This window comes from Natronocalculus amylovorans, assembly GCF_023638035.1.
Lineage (GTDB): Archaea > Halobacteriota > Halobacteria > Halobacteriales > Haloferacaceae > Natronocalculus > Natronocalculus amylovorans.
Genome location: NZ_JAKRVX010000001.1, coordinates 479,521 through 498,240 on the forward strand (window position 1 = coordinate 479,521; position 18,720 = coordinate 498,240).

Consider the following 18,720-nt stretch of genomic DNA (forward strand, 5'->3'; position numbering starts at 1 on the left):
CTAGTTGTCGTCTGATTCGTCATCGTCCGATCCGTTATCGTCCGCCTCATCCTCTTCGTCCTCCTCTGTCTCGGTCTCCCCTGTCTCGGTCTCCTCCGTTTCAGTCTCCTCTGTCTCAGTCTCCTCTGTCTCGGTCTCCTCCGTTTCAGTCTCCTCTGTCTCAGTTTCCTCTGTCTCAGTCTCCTCTGTCTCGGTCTCCTCCGTTTCAGTCTCCTCTGTCTCAGTTTCCTCTGTCTCAGTTTCCTCTGTCTCGGTCTCCTCCGTCTCAGTTTCCTCTGTCTCGGTCTCCTCCGTCTCAGTTTCCTCTGTCTCAGTTTCCTCTGTCTCAGTTTCCTCTGTCTCAGTTTCCTCTGTCTCAGTTTCCTCTGTCTCAGTTTCCTCTGTCTCGGTCTCCTCCGTCTCGGTTTCCTCGGTCTCTGTCTCCTCTGTCTCAGTATCCGTCACTGTAATTCCATTACCATCATCCGAATCATCCGATTCCGCATCGTCTGCGTCGTCTGCTTCATGTTCATCGACGATCGTAATCTCTGCTTGATCGACGATCGGATCGTTGTCGGTGTCGAGGTATGGCGTATCTTCGCTGTCATCTTCAACGAAGTCAAACTCCTCGTTGTCGTTCGTATCGAGATGTGCCATGGCGGTTAGTGTCGTGTCTTCTTCCAGTTCGTCCTGCTCAAAGTCCGCACCAGGAACAGCATCGAAGAGCTCGATCGACACGTCCTCATGGTCTCCTGCATCGAGGTATTCAGAAACGCCAATGATGTCATCATCCTCGTCATGGATGGCAACAAAGCCGCCCTCAGAAAGCGTCACAGAATCAACAACGACTGCAGTGCCGTCGCTATCTTGATCGTCGAAGTCAATGTCTGCAAATGGAATGACACGGATTGTGTCAAGCTCGCCTTTTTCTGCGGTCAAGAAGCCGTGGATGTATCGCGCAGGTGGGACATCCTCCGTGCTGAGTTCGATCTCAACAGTTAGTGACTCGTTTGCTTCGATTGTAACGTTTCGTCGATCGACAAGGTCACCATCAAAACGGAACTCAACTGGCTGTGTGGTGTTTTCATCGTTTGGGTTTTCGATTGTTGCACTCACCGTAACCGTGTCATCAACGAAGACACGATTTGGTGCGTCAAGATCAGAAACATCGAATGAGTCACCATCGATATCAACGGTTGCATCGTCATCCTCTCGCTCATCATCAGCATCGCCATCGGTGATAACGATTCCATCGTCACTTACCTCCGTTACATCAAGTGATTGCTGATCGGTACCTTGGAGCTCATCTCCGCTATCATTTGACAGCGGTCCAAGCCCTGCGTACACAATACCGACAGTTCCTGCAGATAAGAGCAGGACAACCGCAAGTAGTATTGCGATAATTGTTTGATTTTGGTTCATATCTTGCGTTGTGACCCGATCGCCCAGTCGGTCATGCCCGATTAGGAGACGATCAGTCGTCACCTGCTACAAGATTGGGAGTCGAATAAGCCATCAAGACGGTTGCAAACAGTTGCAGTGAAACAGTCGATTCTATCAAGACCGTATCTGCAATAATCAGGAAATGTACACGTACAACGGGTAGCAAGCGGAAATATCGAAGTCGGTTTATGAGTCGAGGCCCGACGCATTGGTATGTCTTTACGCGTGACGTTTCTCGGGACCAGTGGGGCGGTCCCAACAACTGAACGAGCCCCCAGTGCGATCTTGATTAATCGAGAGGGCGATCGGCTGCTGTTTGACTGTGGTGAAGGTACCCAGCGGCAGATGATGCGCTACTCGACAGGCTTTACAGTCTCACATATTTTTGTCACGCATCTCCACGGCGACCATATTTTGGGTATTCCGGGCTTAATTCAGAGTTGGGACTTTCACGAGCGGGATGATACCCTCACAATCCATACACCTCCGGGGACCAGCAGACACATCGAGCAGCTTACACGGCTTGGTGGACACCAACCAGGCTTTCCGATTCGGATCAACGAGGTGCATCCGAACGAAACAGCCGTTCGAATGGAAGAGTACGAGGTACGTGTTTTTGAGACGAACCATCACACAAAGTCACAGGGATACGCGCTTATTGAGGACGATCGACCAGGGCGATTCGATCGTGAGAAGGCAGAGAACAAATTGAATATCCCACCAGGGCCAGCCTACGGACAGCTACACCGTGGAGAGACGGTTACGTTAGACGATGGGCGAGTCATCGATCCTGAAGAAATTGTTGGCGACCCACGCCCGGGGAGGAAAATAGTGTACACAGGGGATACCCGCCCAACCGAATCAACGGTTGACATCGCACAGCATGCAGATCTATTGATTCATGATGCCACATTTGCTGATGACAACGAAACACGTGCCCGGAAGACGGGCCACGCAACCGGATTTGAGGCGGGTAATATCGCGCAGCGTGCAGACGTAACACGACTTGCACTCACACATATTTCATCTCGGTACGGTGGCTATCCAGATCCAATATTGGATGGCGCAACAGACGCGTTTCTTGGAGAGGTATTTATTGCGAGTGATGGACAGAAACTGGAGATACCGTTTCCAGATGCTGACCAATAACTGATCGCTGCAAATAGTTCACCAGCATGATATATAGCACTCCTAGCAGTGTTTAATTACTTCGGTGATCAGACGACGACATGGACCGTGAGATCCGGGTTCTCGTGTTCGCACCAGAAACAACAGTCCGTCAGTTGATCGATGAGGCACTCAGTCTGAAGACGGCAATACAGCCAATATGGGCAGAAACAAAACAAGCAGTGAGTGGACGGCTACGCAGCGACCCGTATATCGAGTGTGTGATCATTGCCTACGATAGCAATGACTCGATATCACCTGATCTTCCAAGAGAAGTCACATCCATCCGGTCCGAAATACCGATAATTCGTGGTGCTGGCGAGCCTCGAAAAGCAGGGACTACAGTTGGACCATATGATGCATTCTGGGATTGGTCGGCAACAGCTGCGGACCGATCGCTCATTACAAGTATCGAATTGCTTGTCGGCGATCAATTAGACAATAAGAACGCTGCACCACCAGCATGAGCCGTCGGGCAGAGCCAGTTTCGGCGTGGAGTATTTACCATCTCCGTGCCTACCGACACGTGTGAACGCCCGGACAAACGCACTTGAGTCGGTTGTTTTTGGCGTCGACATCCAGAGTGGTGACATTCGTGGAGATGCGCCCTCCTACGCCCTGGTCATACTCACAGAAGATGAGGTTGAGCGGGATGTCGTCTCATATCGAAAGTTAATGCGGCTCATTAATACACGTGAGCCAGATTTGATTGGCACTGACAATGCCTATGAGCTTGCTGAAGACAAAAATGCGCTCGTCCATTTTCTTCGATCGTTACCCTCACAAACAACACTTGTCCAAGTAACCGGTGCGGAGAAACCGGAGCCGCTCTCCCGTGTGGCCTCACGACACGGTGTTCCATACGGAAAAAAGCCGATGAAGGAGGCAGAGGCTGCTGCTCGATTAGCAGCGGGAAACGTCGGCTCTGAGGTCGCGGCATTTACCAATACAACAACGATCAAAGTCTCCCGCGGCCGATCGACCGGGAAAGGTGGCTGGAGCCAAGATCGGTACACTCGCCGAATCCATGGGAATGTTAGAAAGCGAGCACGTGAAGTTGAATCCGCACTGGACGAGGCAAGCCTCAGCTACGAGATGTCCGTTACCGAAAAGTATGGTGGCTATTCAAATGCTATCTTTACCGTTGAAGCAACACCGGACGAACTTCCGGTATCGCAGAACAGATCAGGCGATACGCGGATCGAGATTGAACGAGAACGGTTGGATGGGATCGAGTACCGCCCGCTTGTCAAACGCCGCGATCGCGTTATTGTTGGGATCGACCCGGGAACGACAACTGGTGTATCGATTGTCTCACTGGACGGGAGAGTGCTTGACCTCCACTCAACCCGAACTGCGGATACACCCGCGATTATTGAGTGGATTATCGAGCGTGGACGGCCAGTCATTGTTGCAGCAGATGTGTATCCGATGCCTGAAACGGTTGAGAAGTTCCGGCGGAGTTTCGATGCGGTTGGCTGGAATCCATCGGCAGACATCCCTGTCGATGAGAAGCTTCATCGAACACGCGAGGCGAACTACGAGAACGATCATGAGCGGGATGCGCTCGCAGCAGCACTTTATGCGTTTGATGACCACGAAGATCAATTCAATCGGATTTCACGAAAAACACCGACGCAGTTCGATCGTGAAGAGATTATCGCACAGGTTATCGGAAGCGAGCAGTCAGTTGAAGCCGTCCTCAGAGAGCGGACGGAAGACGACGAGCCTGAGACCTCTGAGCAGACAGAATCCGCTCCCGAACAGACGCCCGAACAGCGCCGAATCAGTGAGCTAGAAACGCAGGCCGATCGGCTCAGTACTCACATAGACACACTCAAAACAAAGCTTAGTGACCGGGATGAAACGATCGAGGAGTACAAGAAAGCGCTGACAAAGGCAAAGCGCAAAGAGCGTCAGGAAGCACGCGAACGTCGTGAAGTGACGCGGCTTAAACGGGAGACCGAACGGCTCGAGCGAGAGCGGGATGAAGCAAGAGAGCGGGCAGAGACACTGGATACAAAGCTTGAACAGCTGAAACGGCTCTGGAAGCTCGATCATTCAAACTTCGCAGGAGTGGCAGAAAGCAGAGATCTCGTGTCAGTCAAGATCATCGAACAGTTTACGAAACGTTCGATCGAGGCGACCGCTGAAGAGTATGGGCTTGTTTCGGGTGATGTAATCTACCTCCGCGATGCAAGCGGTGCTGGAAAGAGCACTGCCCAACGGCTTGTTGATGTAAAACCACGGCTCGTGATTCGGGAAGGCGGACTATCCGATATTGCATCCGAGCTTCTGTTTGACGCAGAGATACCGGTTACACCAGCAGAAGCTGTCTCACTGCAAGAAATTGATGAGCTGGCAGTCGCACCAGAAGATGATATTCTAGCGGCAATTGCAGAGTGGCACGACCGAGCTGAAAAACGTGAGCATGAACAAAAATCCAGTATGGTTGATCAGATCATCAGCGAACACCGGGCAGACGGGCAGCGTGGGTAGCGACACCCATATTGGTGGTAGCATACATCCAGAAGTCATATGCAGATAGGCAGTTGAACGAACAGTATGGACGCCTACGAGTTGATTATGCGAAACGCCTCCGAGGTAGTAACTGAAGAGGAGGTCCGCGAACTGGCTGATGACCCTGATGGAAAACGAGCATACGTTGGCTACGAACCATCCGGCGTCCTTCACATTGGCCATATGCTAACCGCGACAAAGCTCATTGATCTCCAAGATGCTGGGTTTGAGGTTACTGTACTGCTTGCAGACGTACATGCGTACCTTAACGACAAGGGCACGTTTGAGGAGATTGAGGCAACTGCAGAGCGAATGAAAGAGCAGTTTATCGCCTACGGCCTTGATGAAGAGAAAACCGAGTTTGTGCTTGGGTCGGAGTTCCAGTTCGATCGCGAGTACGTGCTCGACCTACATGGCCTTGAATTAGAGACCACACTTGCGCGTGCAGAACGCGCAATGGCAGAGATCAAAAGCGGTGATTCAGTGAAAGTCTCACAAGCGGTGTATCCGCTGATGCAGGCACTTGATATTGTCTATCTTGATGTTGATCTCGCCATTGGTGGGATGGAGCAGCGAAAAGTCCACATGCTTGCTCGTGACACGCTTCCATCGATTGGCGAAGACGCTCCAACCTGTCTCCATACACCGCTGATTGCCGACCTTGGAACCGGTATTGGGAAGATGTCCTCAAGCGAGGGCGTAACGATCTCAATGGAAGATGATACTGATGCGATCACAGAGAAAGTAAACAGTGCGTTCTGTCCACCGACTGGAGATCCAGAGCCGGACAACGATGGGAATGAACGCGAGAATCCAGTGCTACAGATATTTGAGTATCATATCTTCCCACGATTCGAAACGATCGTTATTGAACGGCCAAAAAAATACGGTGGCGACCTTGAATATACCTCATACGACTCGCTTGAAGGGGATCTTGAATCTGGGGAACTTCATCCAATGGATGCAAAGGGAGCCTTAGCGAGGTATCTGGACACACTTATCGAACCCGGTCGAAAGCAACTCAAAGGGTAGCCCGACACGCTGGGAGTTTTTGGGTGCCTTGTAACCGGTTCCTGGGGGGGGGGAATGATACGCCAGTTCCGGCTGCCCGATTCTGCCCTGTCTCGTCCCATGATCGAGACAATTACTACAACTAGCGATAGTTGGTAAAAGAAACTGTGCCAGATATTGCAGCATCTACTGTGTGCGGTGCAATATATTGCATCACTATTCAGATGAGGTGGTAAGCGATGCGTCTAACATTGATTTGAGTCCACGTCGGAGTGTCCGGTGAAACGTTGACGCAGTAATATCAAGCCGTTCCGCAAGCTCGGACCCAGATACCGCACGAGGTGTTTCAAAATATCCAGAGATGTATGCTGTTTGAAGAATATCCAACTCACGCGTGCTAAGTTCATTTCTGAGAGCAGTTTGGAAATCTTCGATCGATCGTGGAGGGTGCTCACGTTGCTGTTTTGCGGTCAGTGTGAACGAGTCATATGCTCCTCCAACCTCAGAGATAAAATCACTCACAAGCGTTGCACTTGGAATGCTCACTGTTGCATCAAATCCTCTTGTGTTTGCAGTGAGTGAAATAAGCGCGCCGCTATGCGCAAGCAGAACGTCAAATAATGCGATATTAGTCACATGAACTGCAACAGTTGGTTTTGGGTCTTCGAGCAAAACTGTCGCATGGGAAACTCGGTCGAAATCAGTCAACCGAGAAAGAAGCTCATTTGTAGTGTGCTCAGTCGTTTCAACGGTTACGAAAATGCGTGAGGTACCATCATCAAGCGCAATGAGACCAGAGTGTGTAATCGTTCCATTAACAGCCTGTGCAAATTGTGCAAATATTGATTCCGGGTCAGATATTGTAAATGAAACTTCAACCAGCTCATCGCTGATCATCGCCGCGTGTCGCTCGGTAGATGCGATTGCATAGCCGATCGTCTCACCGACTTCCGAGAGTGCATCGCGCTCTCTGGATCCAAACGCATTGGCTCGGTCCGCGAAGATCTCTAAAACCCCATATACGTGTGAACCATCGAGTAGTGGCACCGCAGCAACTGAACCATATCTATTTCGGAGGGCGTGTCTCCGCCGTGGCTGTGAGACTGAGCCAACAATGTCGGATTCAACAACCGTTGTTGCAGTTTGTGCAGCCCGCAGTGCACGTGCTGTAGTATCAACATCGGTGGTTGTATGCCTGCGATCAATGCCTGCGGTTTCAACCTCTGTAAGTGCCGCTTCAATTCGATCGTACCGAAGCATTCTTGCAAACTGGTATGTCCGAGTGCCAGCAAGCGTTGCACACACACTCTGTTCGATTTCTGTTCGGGTGTTCGATCGGACAAGCGTATTTGTTACAGATCGTGTGACCTCAGTTATTCGGTGTAACCGCTCGAGCTCTTCGTTTCTGGTTTCAAGCGTGCGTTCGCGTTGTCGGAGTGTCTCTTCTCGCTCACAACGAGCCATTGCTGCAGCAGCGTTCGCACAGAGTAGCTCTGCAAGTTGCATCCGTTCTCCATTCACTGGGGTATCTTCTGTCGAGCCAACGGTGAGGACACCATCGTTTCCAACCGGGATTGCAACAATATAATTAAAAAGTGTCGTCGACCCGTCAACCACAGATGGAACCGATACCTGTTCTTCGATTTCAACGGCGTTGTTTTCAAATGCACGCCACGCAACAGAGTCGCCGTTTTCAGCGCTAACCGGACCTTGCACATACTCGGTTGCATCATCAGTGACAGACGCAGGATAGAGTTGGTAGCTTGTAGGATCAAAAAGATAACAGCCAGCAAGCGAATGGTTCAGAATTGTCGATGCTGCAGTGACCGTAATACGAGCAATATCGACAGTTGTTTCTGCAGACATCATCTCTTGGGTTGCGTCATGAAGCGACGTTAATGTCTGTTCGTACTGCTTTCGGGTGGTGATATCTTTGCTTGTCCCAACAATCCGGACAATCTCTCCAGCCTCTCGGACCAAAAATGCCTGATCCCGAACCCAACGAATTGATCCATCGGGTCGAACAATTCGGTACTCCTCATCGTACTCTCTCTGTGTCTGTTTCTCAATCGCGGTATTAATCCGATCGCGGTCGTCTGGGTGGACATTATCAAGAAATGAGTAAGCGTCATTCAACAACGACTCACAGGAACGACCCCAGATATCCGCGTATGCAGGGCTGACATAGAGCATCTTAGATTTGTCGGGTGTAGAAATCCAAAAGACCTCATCGATGTGGGTTGCAAGTTCGTGAAATCGTTTTTCTTCCCGCTCGAGCTGTTCTCTCATCTCGATCTCGCTGGTAATGTCTTGAGTCACAACCATCCCTTGGACAACCGCACCAGCATCGTTTCGGACCGGTGAGGACATCACTCGGTAGGAGCGGTCATCTGCAGGCACATCTAACTCGATCGACTCCGATCGGCCCTCGATGGCAGATTGATAGACTGGTTTGAGTTTTTCGTAAACGCTCGTCTCGAAGACTTCATCCAGTGTTTTACCAATAAAATCGGATGGTTCATAATCAATTTCAGAGAATAACTGCCCTTCGCTAAGCGTAAATCGAAGTGAGTCATCATATAAATGGACAGTTCCATTTGGAAAACTCTCAATGAGTGTTCGATACATCTCTTCACGGTGGTTTATTGCATTAGTTACTATTGGATTATTGTTAGCTGGTGCAAAAAGGAGCGCTACACCGTCCTCAACCGAAACTGCGGTTATTCCGATCTTAGTGGAAGTTTTGCGTAGCCCGACCCGGAGTTGCAGTTGGTCATCAGCGGTTGTCTCCGAAAGCGGTGTGAGAATATCCGCGTGAAAATCGAACGATACGGATAGATGCGACTGAATCGCGGTTGCAACAAGCGAGTCAACCGAACGTTCAAAGACAGACGGTATGTGCTCGTTTGCATGTCGGATGACCCCTTTTTTGTCAACAATAACTACTGGTTCCGAGAGGGCCGCAAAAAAATCCGAAGAGACGGTCTGCTCGAACGTCGGGTGATTACGTGAAGCAGATGGCATACCAAGTGTAGGCAGACGGCACTATTAACAGTCGTGCCCCTACTATGCCATTCCAAACAGTTTCATGACACTTGTTGCAATGCCGCGAGCGACAAGGGCAACGCCCGCAAATGCAAGCATCAATCCAGCCCCAATAATGGGATCCTGAACGGAGACAAGTGCGACGCCAAAAATAACGAGTACAATACCACCAATCCCCGTGTAACCGAGGGTTTTGATCGCGCTCATACCGCTATCAGCCGGAACGGCCAAATAAATCCTCTGGGTTTCGATCGGAAGCGTCCGATATCCCTCGTATTTAACCCGTGGGGTCACGAACCCTGTCACACATGACGGAGAACGATAGTCGACGTGATCTCCGAATGCCAAACGACGATGAGGTGTTCGCAGAGGTTACGAACATGCTCGGCGCGAATCGTGTCAAAGTTCGTTGTGCAGATGGTGTCGAGCGGACCGCAAGGATCCCTGGCCGAATGCAGAAACGGATCTGGATTCGAGAGAACGATATTGTCCTTGTTGAGCCGTGGGATTGGCAAGATGAGAAAGCCGATATCAGCTGGCGATACGAAAAGTCCGAAGCCGATCAACTTCGACGCGAAGGCCACATTCAATAAAAATACGATTTTTGATTCAGTCACCTCCAGAGCAACAGCACCAGTCAACCACCGACGCTTTTGAGAGTCCATCCCATAGATGTGTGTAGATGACAGATGAGTTCGGGATGATCGAACCGGATGCTGTTGATGGATTTGGTGACGAGTGGGAAGAGATCGATGTCACAGATACTGAAGCAGACCGAATTGCTCGAAAGCGTGACCGATCGTTCAATGAGTTCCGCGAACGAATAAAAGATAATGAGCGGCTAAAAGTTGAACAGTCAGTCTTTGATGATGCAACCTATGCTGCCATTTATAAACTCGTCCAAGATGGGTATATCTCCGCGTTCGGTGGCCCGATCTCAACTGGAAAAGAAGCCAATGTGTACGAGGCACTAGGTGAAGACGATCGAGAAATCGCGGTGAAGATCTATCGTATCAGTGCCTCTGACTTCCGGCAGATGCGAGACTACCTCGAAGGTGACCCTCGGTTTCAGGGAATTGGGAACAAAAAAAGTCAAGTTGTGCTTGCATGGACACGCAAGGAGTTTGCAAATCTTGAGCGAGCGGCAAAAGCAGGCGTTCGTGTCCCGACGCCGATCGCCGTCCAGCGGAACGTCTTAGTGATGGAACTTGTTGGGCAAGCAGACGACCGTGCGCGACGGCTTGCAGAAGTCAACGTCGAAAATCCACAAACCGCATATGAGGTTGTTCGTGAGTACATGCGTCGACTATACCGGGCAGGGCTTGTCCATGGCGATCTCTCCGAGTACAATATGATTATCCACGACGGGGAACTCGTTGTGATTGATCTTGGCCAAGCAGTGACAGTCCACCACCCGAATGCGGACGATTTCCTTGAGCGTGATTGCCGAAATATCGCATCATTCTTTTCAAAACAGGGGCTACCGACGGCAGGTGAGGAGCTATACGACTTTGTCACGACACCGGATCCAGACCCGACAAACTAGGCCGCGTTGGTTGATCACATACGGCCCAATTAACGAACACCCTTAAAACCGTTCAACGGGTAACTCTGCTCATGCAACACGTCACAATTCCGCAGGATCGGATCGGTGTCCTCATCGGTGAGGGCGGGGAGACGATGCGGGAGATTGAGTCCCGTGCGGAAGTCCGACTCGATATTGATTCGGAGTCAGGCTCTGTCGCCGTCGAAACTGTTGGCGATCCTGTGAAAGGACTCACAGCCCCGGATATTGTCCGTGCGATCGGCCGTGGGTTCAAACCACAAACCGCACTGACACTGCTTGATGGCGATCTCCGGATGTTCGATCTGATAAATCTTGACGCACAAACACGAAATAAGAACGATCTCCGACGGCAAAAAGGCCGACTCATTGGAGAGAACGGTCGAACCCGCGAGCTGATGGAAGAGCTTACCGGTGCACATGTTGTAATCTACGGTTCGACACTTGGGATCATTGGTGAGGCGGAAGAAGTGGATGTCGTCAGACAGGCAGTCTCAATGATTCTCGATGGTGCACCACACGGTACCGTGTATTCATTCCTTGAACGCAAACATAACGAACTCACCGGCGGGCCAGACCTCGGAAATCCACGATAACATATACCATACACTATCCCTCATCATTGTCAACACTCACCACGGCCTCGTCTTGGGGTTTTGGTTTCAAAATGCGTTGCTTTTTTATAGAAGGGCAAACAATCATTGAATGATTATGTCTCAGCGACAGCGTATGGGTAACCAGCCTATGATCGTACTTTCGGAGGACAGCCAGCGCACATCAGGGAAAGATGCGCAGACGATGAACATCTCCGCAGGAAAAGCCGTCGCAGAGTCCGTTCGGACGACGCTTGGCCCAAAAGGAATGGACAAGATGCTCGTCGACTCCGGCGGCTCTGTTGTTGTTACGAACGATGGTGTGACCATCCTCAAAGAGATGGACATTGATCATCCGGCAGCAAATATGATTGTTGAGGTCTCAGAGACCCAAGAAGACGAGGTTGGCGACGGAACAACCTCCGCTGTTGTGATCGCTGGTGAACTGCTTGACCAAGCAGAAGAACTGCTTGATTCTGATATTCACGCAACCACGATCGCACAAGGATACCGCCAAGCAGCTGAGAAAGCAAAAGAGATCGTCGAAGAGCAAGCAATTGACGTGAGCGCAGACGATCGTGAAAAACTCCTCCAAATCGCCTCAACCGCAATGACCGGTAAAGGCGCAGAGGGCGCAAAGGACCTTCTTGCAGAACTCGTCGTTGACGCAATCCTTGCAGTCCAAGACGATGATGGAATTGATATCGAGAATGTCAACGTCGAGAAAGTCGTTGGCGGCTCGATCGATACATCCGAGCTCATCGAAGGTGTTGTCGTCGGTAAAGAGCGTGTCCACGACAATATGCCATACGGTGTTGAGGATGCAAAGATTGCAGTGTTCGACGGTGCACTCGAAGTCAAAGAGACAGAGATTGACGCAGAAGTCAACGTTACGGACCCAAGCCAGCTTCAAGAATTCCTCGACCAAGAGGAAGCACAGCTGCAGGAGATGGTCGACCAGCTCGTTGATGCAGACGTCGATGTTGTCTTTGTTGGCGACGGAATTGACGATATGGCACAGCACTACCTTGCAGAAGCAGGCATCATCGCAGCCCGCCGTGTCAAAGATTCAGATCTGAAAGCAGTTGCCCGATCGACCGGTGCCCGCGTGATCTCCAACCTCGACGATCTTACTGAGGATGATCTTGGATTCGCAGGCTCTGTCGCACAGAAAGATATCGGTGGCGACGAGCGTCTCTTTGTTGAAGATGTTGAAGACGCAAAAAGCGTCACACTCGTTGTCCGCGGTGGAACCGAGCACGTCGTTGACGAAGTCGAACGAGCAATCGAGGACTCCCTTGGTGTTGTTCGCGCAACGCTTGAAGACGGGAAAGTGCTGCCTGGCGGTGGCGCTCCAGAGACCGAGCTTGCACTCCAGCTCCGTGACTTTGCAGACTCCGTTGGCGGCCGCGAGCAGCTTGCAGTCGAAGCGTTCGCTGACGCGCTCGAAGTCATCCCACGCACACTCGCTGAGAACGCAGGACTCGACTCGATTGACTCGCTCGTCGAACTTCGCTCCCGTCACGACGGTGGCGAGTTCGGTGCCGGCCTCGACGCATACACTGGCGACGTGATCGACATGGAAGCCGAGGGCGTTGTGGAGCCACTCCGTGTCAAAACCCAAGCGATCGAATCAGCAACCGAAGCAGCCGTCATGATCCTCCGAATCGACGACGTTATTGCAGCAGGCGACCTCCGCGCCTCAACCGACGACGATGACGACGACATGCCAGCCGGCGGCGGAATGGGTGGCATGGGCGGTATGGGCGGCATGGGTGGCATGGGCGGCGCAATGTAAGCGTCGGTCACTGACACACACTCCAACCCAATACGAACGCCCCTCTGAATCGGTTTTCAACTGTCGGCCCACGACGCTCTGCGTCAGTTCCGATCTATTTTATTGCTGCGCTAAATCTCGTTATGAGAGGCATCTGTATAGATGAGTGAGAAATCGAAGATGATTGCAGGAGAGTTGTATGATCCGCAGGATCCTAACTTAGTGGCTGAGCGAGCGGACGCGCGATCGCTCACAGAAGCGTTCAATGAGACCACAGTGGATGAACCGGAGACGCGATGGAAGCTCATCACAGAGCTATTTGGAACCGTTGGTGAGTCTATTTCTATTGAACCGACGTTTCGATGCGATTACGGATATAATATTCATGTCGGTGACTCCTTTTTTGCAAATTTTGATTGTGTCATGCTCGATGTGTGTCCGATCGAGATTGGTGACAACTGTATGCTCGGGCCAAGCGTCCACATATACACGGCAACACATCCGCTCAATGCAGCCGAGCGCAGCAGTGGATTAGAGTATGGGAACCCCGTCACGATCGGCGATGCGGTGTGGATTGGTGGGCAAGCAGTGATAAACCCGGGTGTGACTGTTGGCAACCAAAGCGTCATTGCGTCAGGCGCAGTTGTCACAACAGATGTCCCTGAGGGTGTTGTCGTCGGTGGGAACCCTGCCAGCGTGGTGAAAAAGATCGAGCAGTAGCGTTACCGATCGTCCTCAGCCAATTCCTGTTCGGCGACGATCTCGTATGGATCTAAGCCCTTTCGGATTCCATCGAGGTACCGGAAAGCGTCATCGGGTGAGAGGAAATGTCGAGTCACAGCACGGCCGAGCGGTGTTGGCCGAAGCCCGTCAATAAACTCCCATTCAAGCAGTTTGCCAACCGATCGTGTCGTGTCGATCTCACCGAGCATCCGATCGTTGAGCCGTTTTGCACGCTTGCCAGCGACGACAATGTTTGCCAGCGTCTCCTCTGCGCCGGCACGTTCATCATACACGTTCCGAACATCTTCCATCTCGCCTTTCAACAATTTGAACGCGACCTCATCCTCCGTCATCTCCATTGAATTGTGATATGAACAGTCAGGCTCGACAAGCATGTAGACGGTGCCGCGATCGTGATAATCCGGCCGTCCTGCACGGCCAAGCATCTGACTGAACTCCTGAACCGAGAGCCACTCAATTCCCATCGCAAGCGTGTCAAAAATAACTTGTGAGGCTGGGAAATCAACCCCTGCTGCGAGCGCAGCAGTTGTAACCACTGCTGCTAGCTCTTGCTCTGCGAACTGTTCTTCAACGCGTTTACGCCGTTTGTAATCTAAGCCTGCATGATACGGTGCGGAGTTGTACTGCAGCTTTCGACTAACCTCATGGCACCGTCGTCGAGAGTTCGTAAAGATGATCGTCTGTCCACGGTAGCCTTTTGAAGACTCTTGGTCGAATGCCCGCTTGACCAACCGATTCTCTATCCGTGTTTTTTCTAATGCGTCTGCGAAGGTGACGTGCCGATCGATCGGTACGGGCCGCTCCTCGAACTCAATCAGCGTCGACTCCAATTTTGAAGCGAGCCACTGTGGATTCCCAACTGTTGCGGAAAGGTAGATCCACTGTGCACCGTCATAGCTATCTGACCGCTTCGATCGATCTTCAGTGTAGTATTTGAGCCGGGAGATAAGCCCATCAAGCCGGTGTCCGCGCTCTGGCTCTTTGAGCGTGTGAACCTCGTCAATGACAACCGTTCCAATATCGCCAAGATTCTTGCCAGTTCGAAGCGCATGGTCGATCCCTTCGTAGGTTCCAACAATAACATCTGCAGATGGGTCAAAACTGCTTCCAGAGTCCGAAATTCGGCTTGCGCCAACCCTGAGTGTAACATCCAGTCCAAACTGACTATACCGCTTTTTGAAGTCCTCATGCTTTTGGTTTGCAAGCGCCACGAGCGGGACCAAAAACAGCAGTTTGCCGTGACCGTTGAGCGCACGATTGATGCCAGCAAGCTCACCAATAAGTGTCTTCCCGGTTGCGGTCGCACTGACTACGAGTTGGTCTTCACCATCAAGCAACCCGTTTCTTACGGATAAACTCTGCACAGGCAGTAACGTCTCGAATTTGTTTGTGACCGAGTTCTTTAGTTTTGGGTGTAGGTCGAGGTCGCTTGTTGGAAACGGATTAACATCATCAACGGTTGCAGATATTTCGTCGAATTTTGTGAGTTCCGGGTCAAGTTGTCCTTGAAGTAGATTGACAATCCGTTGGAGATCACGAACGTCCAACAGGAGCTCTTCAAGCCGCTCCTGTGCGGCCGTTGTGAACTCACCCTTATATGATAGCTCGCGCTCCAGTTCGAGCAGTGCACAGTCCGGACAGATCTGTTCGTGGTCAGTGTCGATCGCCGTTTCATCCGTAATCGGCGAATACCGACTGTTGCGCGCACACAGACGGCAGGTTCGGACAACGAGTGCATCAAGCTGATACCCCGAAAGCAGCTCCTTGATTTCCTTCCGGCCATGTTTTGACGTCTGTTCTGAGATGCGGATTCGAGAGGCATTGCGTGCAAGTTCAATGAACTCGTCAGGACGCCGTGGTTCCTCTGTTGGTCCGTGCTTCTTTTTGAACTTTGCAGGTCGGGGGCCAGCATCTGTCTCTTTTACCTCAAGCTGTCCACGAAAGACACGCTCACCATCACGGAGGACGACCACTTGGTAGCGATCGCGAGAGCCGTGTAAAAATAGCGTTCCAACCTGTGCGACCTGCTGAGACACGATCGACTCTACGAATAGCAGGTATTTCAGCCGTTCGGCTCTCCGAGAGTGTGAAACTGAGTGACAATGTGTAACCTACTCCGTGACGAGTTCGATCGAATCCTCTCCATGGGGCACCGCACAGAGAAATGCACCAGCCGTGTCGGTTTCATTACGATACCAGTGGACGGTGCCTGCAGGAATCAAGATTGCATCACCGGCTGAAACGACGTGTTCGGTCTCTTCACCGGTTTCTGGATCACGGATGCCAACGAGATATGTCCCATCAAGAACATACTGTTCGTGTTCAACTTCATTCGTATGCGCTGGAACCTCGCTTTGTGCCGCAAGAGTGAAGCGTCGAAGTGCAAAGTGAGGAGCACCATCACGCTCATCAAGTAAGACACCTTTTGAGAGGCCAGAAGCAGCATTCACGGGCGTGTATTCGATCGAATCACCGGATTTAATTACAGGTGTGTTTCCATTGCTCATAGACGGACGTTTGGTGAGGCCAAACTTAGTGCTGACTGTGAAATGCTCCACGGCAAGATCGTACAGCGGGAGAAACATGTCCGAGTTTAATATTCTGGACTGAGTAGGTGTAGCTATGCGTGGCATTCGAATCGGAAGCGCATTCGGGATTCCGATTCAACTCAATTGGACGTTTCTATTGATCCTCCCGATTTTTGCGTGGATCATCGGTGGGAGTGTTGAACAAACAACGCTACTTATCAATCAGGTGCTTGGGGGAACTCTTGACGCTGCAGTGTTGACCACAGGAAACACGCCATGGATTCTAGGCACTGCAGCGGCGCTCGGGTTATTTTTTGGCGTCCTTCTTCACGAGTTCGGACACTCACTCACTGCGCTCCGGTATGATCTTGAAATTGAGTCGATCACACTCTGGCTCCTTGGCGGTGTTGCAAGTTTTAAAGAGATGCCCGAAGATTGGAAACAGGAGTTCAATATTGCGATCGCAGGGCCGATCGTGAGTGTTCTCGTCGGTCTTGTATCATATGCTGCGTTTGTCGTGACACCAGACAGCCTTGCAGAAGTGCAGTTCGTGCTTGGTTACTTGGCGTTCATGAACATTGCACTTGCGGTGTTTAACATGCTTCCAGGGTTCCCAATGGATGGTGGCCGAGTGCTTCGGGCACTTCTTGCACGGAATCAGCCACACGCAAAAGCAACGCAGCAGGCCGCAGAAGTTGGCAAAGTGTTTGCGTTCTTGATGGGTATTTTTGGGCTGTTTACATTCCAACTATTCCTCATCCTTCTTGCACTATTCATCTACATGGCTGCATCAGGTGAAGCACAGCAGTCGACCCTCAAAGCAGCCTTCCAAGACGTCACCGTTCGCGATATTATGACGCCGAAAGAGCAGCTCAAAACGGTCGATCGCCGAACCTCGGTTTCGGAGCTGATGAACCGAATGTTCCAAGAGCGCCACACTGGCTACCCAGTACTCCAAGATGGTGAGCTGGTTGGAATGGTTGCACTCGAAGATGCGCGAAGCGTTCGTGACGTCGAGCGTGATGCATACCTCGTTGAAGAGATTATGAGTAGAGACATCACAAGCGTCACACCGGATGCAGATGCAATGTTGGCGCTTCGAACAATGCAAGAATCAAACGTTGGTCGCTTACCGGTGATCAGCGTGAACGGTGAATTAGTTGGGATTGTGTCGCGAACCGATCTGATGACCGCATTCAATATTATTCAGTCGGGTGGAAGCGCATCGCTCATCCGTCGTGACGATCCGTCAATAACCTCGATTAGATAACAGCGTTATACGCAGGCCGCTTTGAGCTCTTTTTGACTTATTTTTCCAAACTCTGCTTTTCTGTGACACAGAATACATAGTGAAACGAGATTTTCAAGATAGTGTGCATCTTCGACCATCATCACCGGCATCTCAACAAACGCCCGAACGGGAATGATGTGGTGAACATCCGGATTTCGCCCAAGTTCCTCTTTTGTCGTGCCGCAGTGTTGGCAGGTATACGCATCGCGTTCGAGGGCTCTGCGGCGCATTTTTGCCCATCCCGGTCCGTAAGCGCTGGTCCCCGAAGATCCACCACGCCAGTGTGGATGATTTTCGCCGGTGTAGTGCTCTGAAAGCCAGGCCGATCGGCACTCAGTACCACAAAAGACACCATGTTCGCCCACATTGCTTGGATAGCGATGAACAGGGACGCCACAGGTCTCACACTCGAGTTTGAGCTTGCCGCCGTTCCATTTACCATTGTGTTCACCACTCAAATCAGGAGTGTTCCGCCAATTCTCGGTTTCAACGCACGTCGAACAGTAGAGTCCCTTTTTTTCAGAAGGATAGTAATCAAACTCACTAGCGCAGATCTCACATGTGGCTGTTTCTTTTGCACCCTGATAGTTTGGAGCGTGCTTACCGCTTCTTGGCACCGATCTCCGACACTCATCGGAGCAATATCGTTTTTGATGTGGTGAATAGAAGTCTGAATCGCACCATTGGCAAACATTGTTTGGTAATTTTTCGTCGTGAGCACTAGCGTGATGAACGGCTAGGCCTCGACGTGAACCAAATGATCGAGTACACGTAGGACAGTGGTGAGCCATACTAGCAATACTAGAATATGTAACTAGATGGTTTAGATACCCTCAAAGTTTGTAACAATATTACTCTGAGTTATTGAGTCCGGATGCGAGAATTGAACCCACGTCTCAGCCTCCACAAGGCTGAAGGATAACCATTACCCCAATCCGGACACGCAATTGATCCTACCGTGCTGAAAGTCAAATACGTTACGACTCCGATCGGCGATGCGTATGCGTATCACACTCCTGAACAGCTCCGATCGTGTCGATCGTGTCGATCGTCCGGAG

16 protein-coding genes are annotated in these 18,720 nt (G+C 51.2%); 10 read left to right on the top strand and 6 right to left on the bottom strand.

Annotation, left to right across the window (positions count from 1 at the left end):
* Complete coding sequence (locus AArcSt2_RS02535) at positions 1 to 1,464, bottom strand: DUF7282 domain-containing protein (protein WP_250582692.1); 1,464 nt, start codon at positions 1,462 to 1,464, stop codon at positions 1 to 3.
* A gap of 171 nt (positions 1,465 to 1,635) precedes the next feature.
* Here AArcSt2_RS02535 and rnz point away from each other — a divergent pair, with 171 nt between their 5' ends.
* The 4 genes from rnz (at position 1,636) to AArcSt2_RS02555 (ending at position 6,141) form a co-directional block, all read left to right on the top strand.
* A complete protein-coding gene (gene rnz / locus AArcSt2_RS02540) occupies positions 1,636 to 2,571 on the top strand; it encodes a ribonuclease Z (RefSeq protein ID WP_250582694.1) in 936 nt (311 codons plus the stop codon).
* Between the two features lie 80 nt (positions 2,572 to 2,651).
* The gene (locus tag AArcSt2_RS02545; protein WP_250582696.1) at positions 2,652 to 3,056 is read left to right on the top strand and encodes a hypothetical protein; all 405 of its coding nucleotides are present in this window, start codon (positions 2,652 to 2,654) and stop codon (positions 3,054 to 3,056) included.
* A 61-nt stretch (positions 3,057 to 3,117) separates the two neighbouring features.
* Positions 3,118 to 5,088, top strand: coding sequence for a DUF460 domain-containing protein (locus tag AArcSt2_RS02550; RefSeq protein WP_250582698.1), 1,971 nt, complete (start codon positions 3,118 to 3,120; stop codon positions 5,086 to 5,088).
* Between the two features lie 66 nt (positions 5,089 to 5,154).
* Complete coding sequence (locus AArcSt2_RS02555; RefSeq protein WP_250582700.1) at positions 5,155 to 6,141, top strand: tyrosine--tRNA ligase; 987 nt, start codon at positions 5,155 to 5,157, stop codon at positions 6,139 to 6,141.
* Between the two features lie 195 nt (positions 6,142 to 6,336).
* Here the strand turns inward: AArcSt2_RS02555 and AArcSt2_RS02560 are convergent, their stop codons facing one another.
* The gene (locus AArcSt2_RS02560; protein WP_250582702.1) at positions 6,337 to 9,144 is read right to left on the bottom strand and encodes a bacterio-opsin activator domain-containing protein; all 2,808 of its coding nucleotides are present in this window, start codon (positions 9,142 to 9,144) and stop codon (positions 6,337 to 6,339) included.
* Positions 9,145 to 9,186: 42 nt separating this feature from the next.
* Entirely contained in the window at positions 9,187 to 9,372 is a 186-nt protein-coding gene (locus tag AArcSt2_RS02565; RefSeq protein WP_250582704.1) for a DUF7470 family protein, read from the bottom strand.
* Positions 9,373 to 9,473: 101 nt separating this feature from the next.
* On the opposite strand from AArcSt2_RS02565, the gene eif1A reads away from it, so the two are divergent.
* The 5 genes from eif1A to AArcSt2_RS02590 all read left to right on the top strand — a co-directional run bounded on the left by eif1A (position 9,474) and on the right by AArcSt2_RS02590 (position 13,819).
* Positions 9,474 to 9,758, top strand: coding sequence for a translation initiation factor eIF-1A (gene eif1A / locus AArcSt2_RS02570; protein WP_174652659.1), 285 nt, complete (start codon positions 9,474 to 9,476; stop codon positions 9,756 to 9,758).
* Between the two features lie 89 nt (positions 9,759 to 9,847).
* Positions 9,848 to 10,711 (top strand): serine/threonine-protein kinase Rio1, encoded by an 864-nt coding sequence (gene rio1 / locus AArcSt2_RS02575; RefSeq protein ID WP_250582706.1) that lies wholly within the window; start codon positions 9,848 to 9,850, stop codon positions 10,709 to 10,711.
* 71 nt (positions 10,712 to 10,782) lie between these two features.
* Positions 10,783 to 11,325 (top strand): KH domain-containing protein, encoded by a 543-nt coding sequence (locus tag AArcSt2_RS02580; RefSeq protein WP_250582709.1) that lies wholly within the window; start codon positions 10,783 to 10,785, stop codon positions 11,323 to 11,325.
* A gap of 148 nt (positions 11,326 to 11,473) precedes the next feature.
* Positions 11,474 to 13,120: a thermosome subunit alpha gene (thsA, locus tag AArcSt2_RS02585; protein WP_174654528.1), complete on the top strand. Its 1,647-nt coding sequence runs from the start codon at positions 11,474 to 11,476 to the stop codon at positions 13,118 to 13,120.
* Positions 13,121 to 13,261: 141 nt separating this feature from the next.
* Positions 13,262 to 13,819 carry a maltose acetyltransferase domain-containing protein gene (locus AArcSt2_RS02590; protein WP_250582711.1) on the top strand — a complete coding sequence of 186 codons (558 nt, stop codon included), beginning with the start codon at positions 13,262 to 13,264 and terminating at the stop codon, positions 13,817 to 13,819.
* Positions 13,820 to 13,821: 2 nt separating this feature from the next.
* Here the strand turns inward: AArcSt2_RS02590 and AArcSt2_RS02595 are convergent, their stop codons facing one another.
* Both AArcSt2_RS02595 and AArcSt2_RS02600 read right to left on the bottom strand, forming a co-directional pair.
* Positions 13,822 to 15,879: a DEAD/DEAH box helicase gene (locus AArcSt2_RS02595; RefSeq protein ID WP_250582713.1), complete on the bottom strand. Its 2,058-nt coding sequence runs from the start codon at positions 15,877 to 15,879 to the stop codon at positions 13,822 to 13,824.
* 75 nt (positions 15,880 to 15,954) lie between these two features.
* Positions 15,955 to 16,350: a cupin domain-containing protein gene (locus tag AArcSt2_RS02600; RefSeq protein ID WP_250582715.1), complete on the bottom strand. Its 396-nt coding sequence runs from the start codon at positions 16,348 to 16,350 to the stop codon at positions 15,955 to 15,957.
* Positions 16,351 to 16,465: 115 nt separating this feature from the next.
* Between AArcSt2_RS02600 and AArcSt2_RS02605 the strand changes: the two genes are divergently transcribed.
* Positions 16,466 to 17,641, top strand: coding sequence for a CBS domain-containing protein (locus AArcSt2_RS02605; RefSeq protein ID WP_250582717.1), 1,176 nt, complete (start codon positions 16,466 to 16,468; stop codon positions 17,639 to 17,641).
* 5 nt (positions 17,642 to 17,646) lie between these two features.
* On the opposite strand, the gene AArcSt2_RS02610 is transcribed toward AArcSt2_RS02605, so the two are convergent.
* Entirely contained in the window at positions 17,647 to 18,279 is a 633-nt protein-coding gene (locus tag AArcSt2_RS02610; protein ID WP_250582719.1) for an HNH endonuclease, read from the bottom strand.
* Positions 18,280 to 18,720: the final 441 nt, after the last annotated feature.

What these genes read in the sequence shown, in the direction of transcription:
- rnz (WP_250582694.1), top strand. Translation starts at nt 1,636, where the DNA reads ATGTCTTTACGCGTGACGTTTCTCGGGACCAGTGGGGCGGTCCCAACA.
- AArcSt2_RS02545 (WP_250582696.1), top strand. Translation starts at nt 2,652, where the DNA reads ATGGACCGTGAGATCCGGGTTCTCGTGTTCGCACCAGAAACAACAGTC.
- AArcSt2_RS02555 (WP_250582700.1), top strand. Translation starts at nt 5,155, where the DNA reads ATGGACGCCTACGAGTTGATTATGCGAAACGCCTCCGAGGTAGTAACT.
- AArcSt2_RS02560 (WP_250582702.1), bottom strand. Translation starts at nt 9,144, where the DNA reads ATGCCATCTGCTTCACGTAATCACCCGACGTTCGAGCAGACCGTCTCT.
- AArcSt2_RS02565 (WP_250582704.1), bottom strand. Translation starts at nt 9,372, where the DNA reads ATGAGCGCGATCAAAACCCTCGGTTACACGGGGATTGGTGGTATTGTA.
- eif1A (WP_174652659.1), top strand. Translation starts at nt 9,474, where the DNA reads ATGACGGAGAACGATAGTCGACGTGATCTCCGAATGCCAAACGACGAT.
- rio1 (WP_250582706.1), top strand. Translation starts at nt 9,848, where the DNA reads ATGACAGATGAGTTCGGGATGATCGAACCGGATGCTGTTGATGGATTT.
- AArcSt2_RS02580 (WP_250582709.1), top strand. Translation starts at nt 10,783, where the DNA reads ATGCAACACGTCACAATTCCGCAGGATCGGATCGGTGTCCTCATCGGT.
- thsA (WP_174654528.1), top strand. Translation starts at nt 11,474, where the DNA reads ATGATCGTACTTTCGGAGGACAGCCAGCGCACATCAGGGAAAGATGCG.
- AArcSt2_RS02590 (WP_250582711.1), top strand. Translation starts at nt 13,262, where the DNA reads ATGAGTGAGAAATCGAAGATGATTGCAGGAGAGTTGTATGATCCGCAG.
- AArcSt2_RS02600 (WP_250582715.1), bottom strand. Translation starts at nt 16,350, where the DNA reads ATGAGCAATGGAAACACACCTGTAATTAAATCCGGTGATTCGATCGAA.
- AArcSt2_RS02605 (WP_250582717.1), top strand. Translation starts at nt 16,466, where the DNA reads ATGCGTGGCATTCGAATCGGAAGCGCATTCGGGATTCCGATTCAACTC.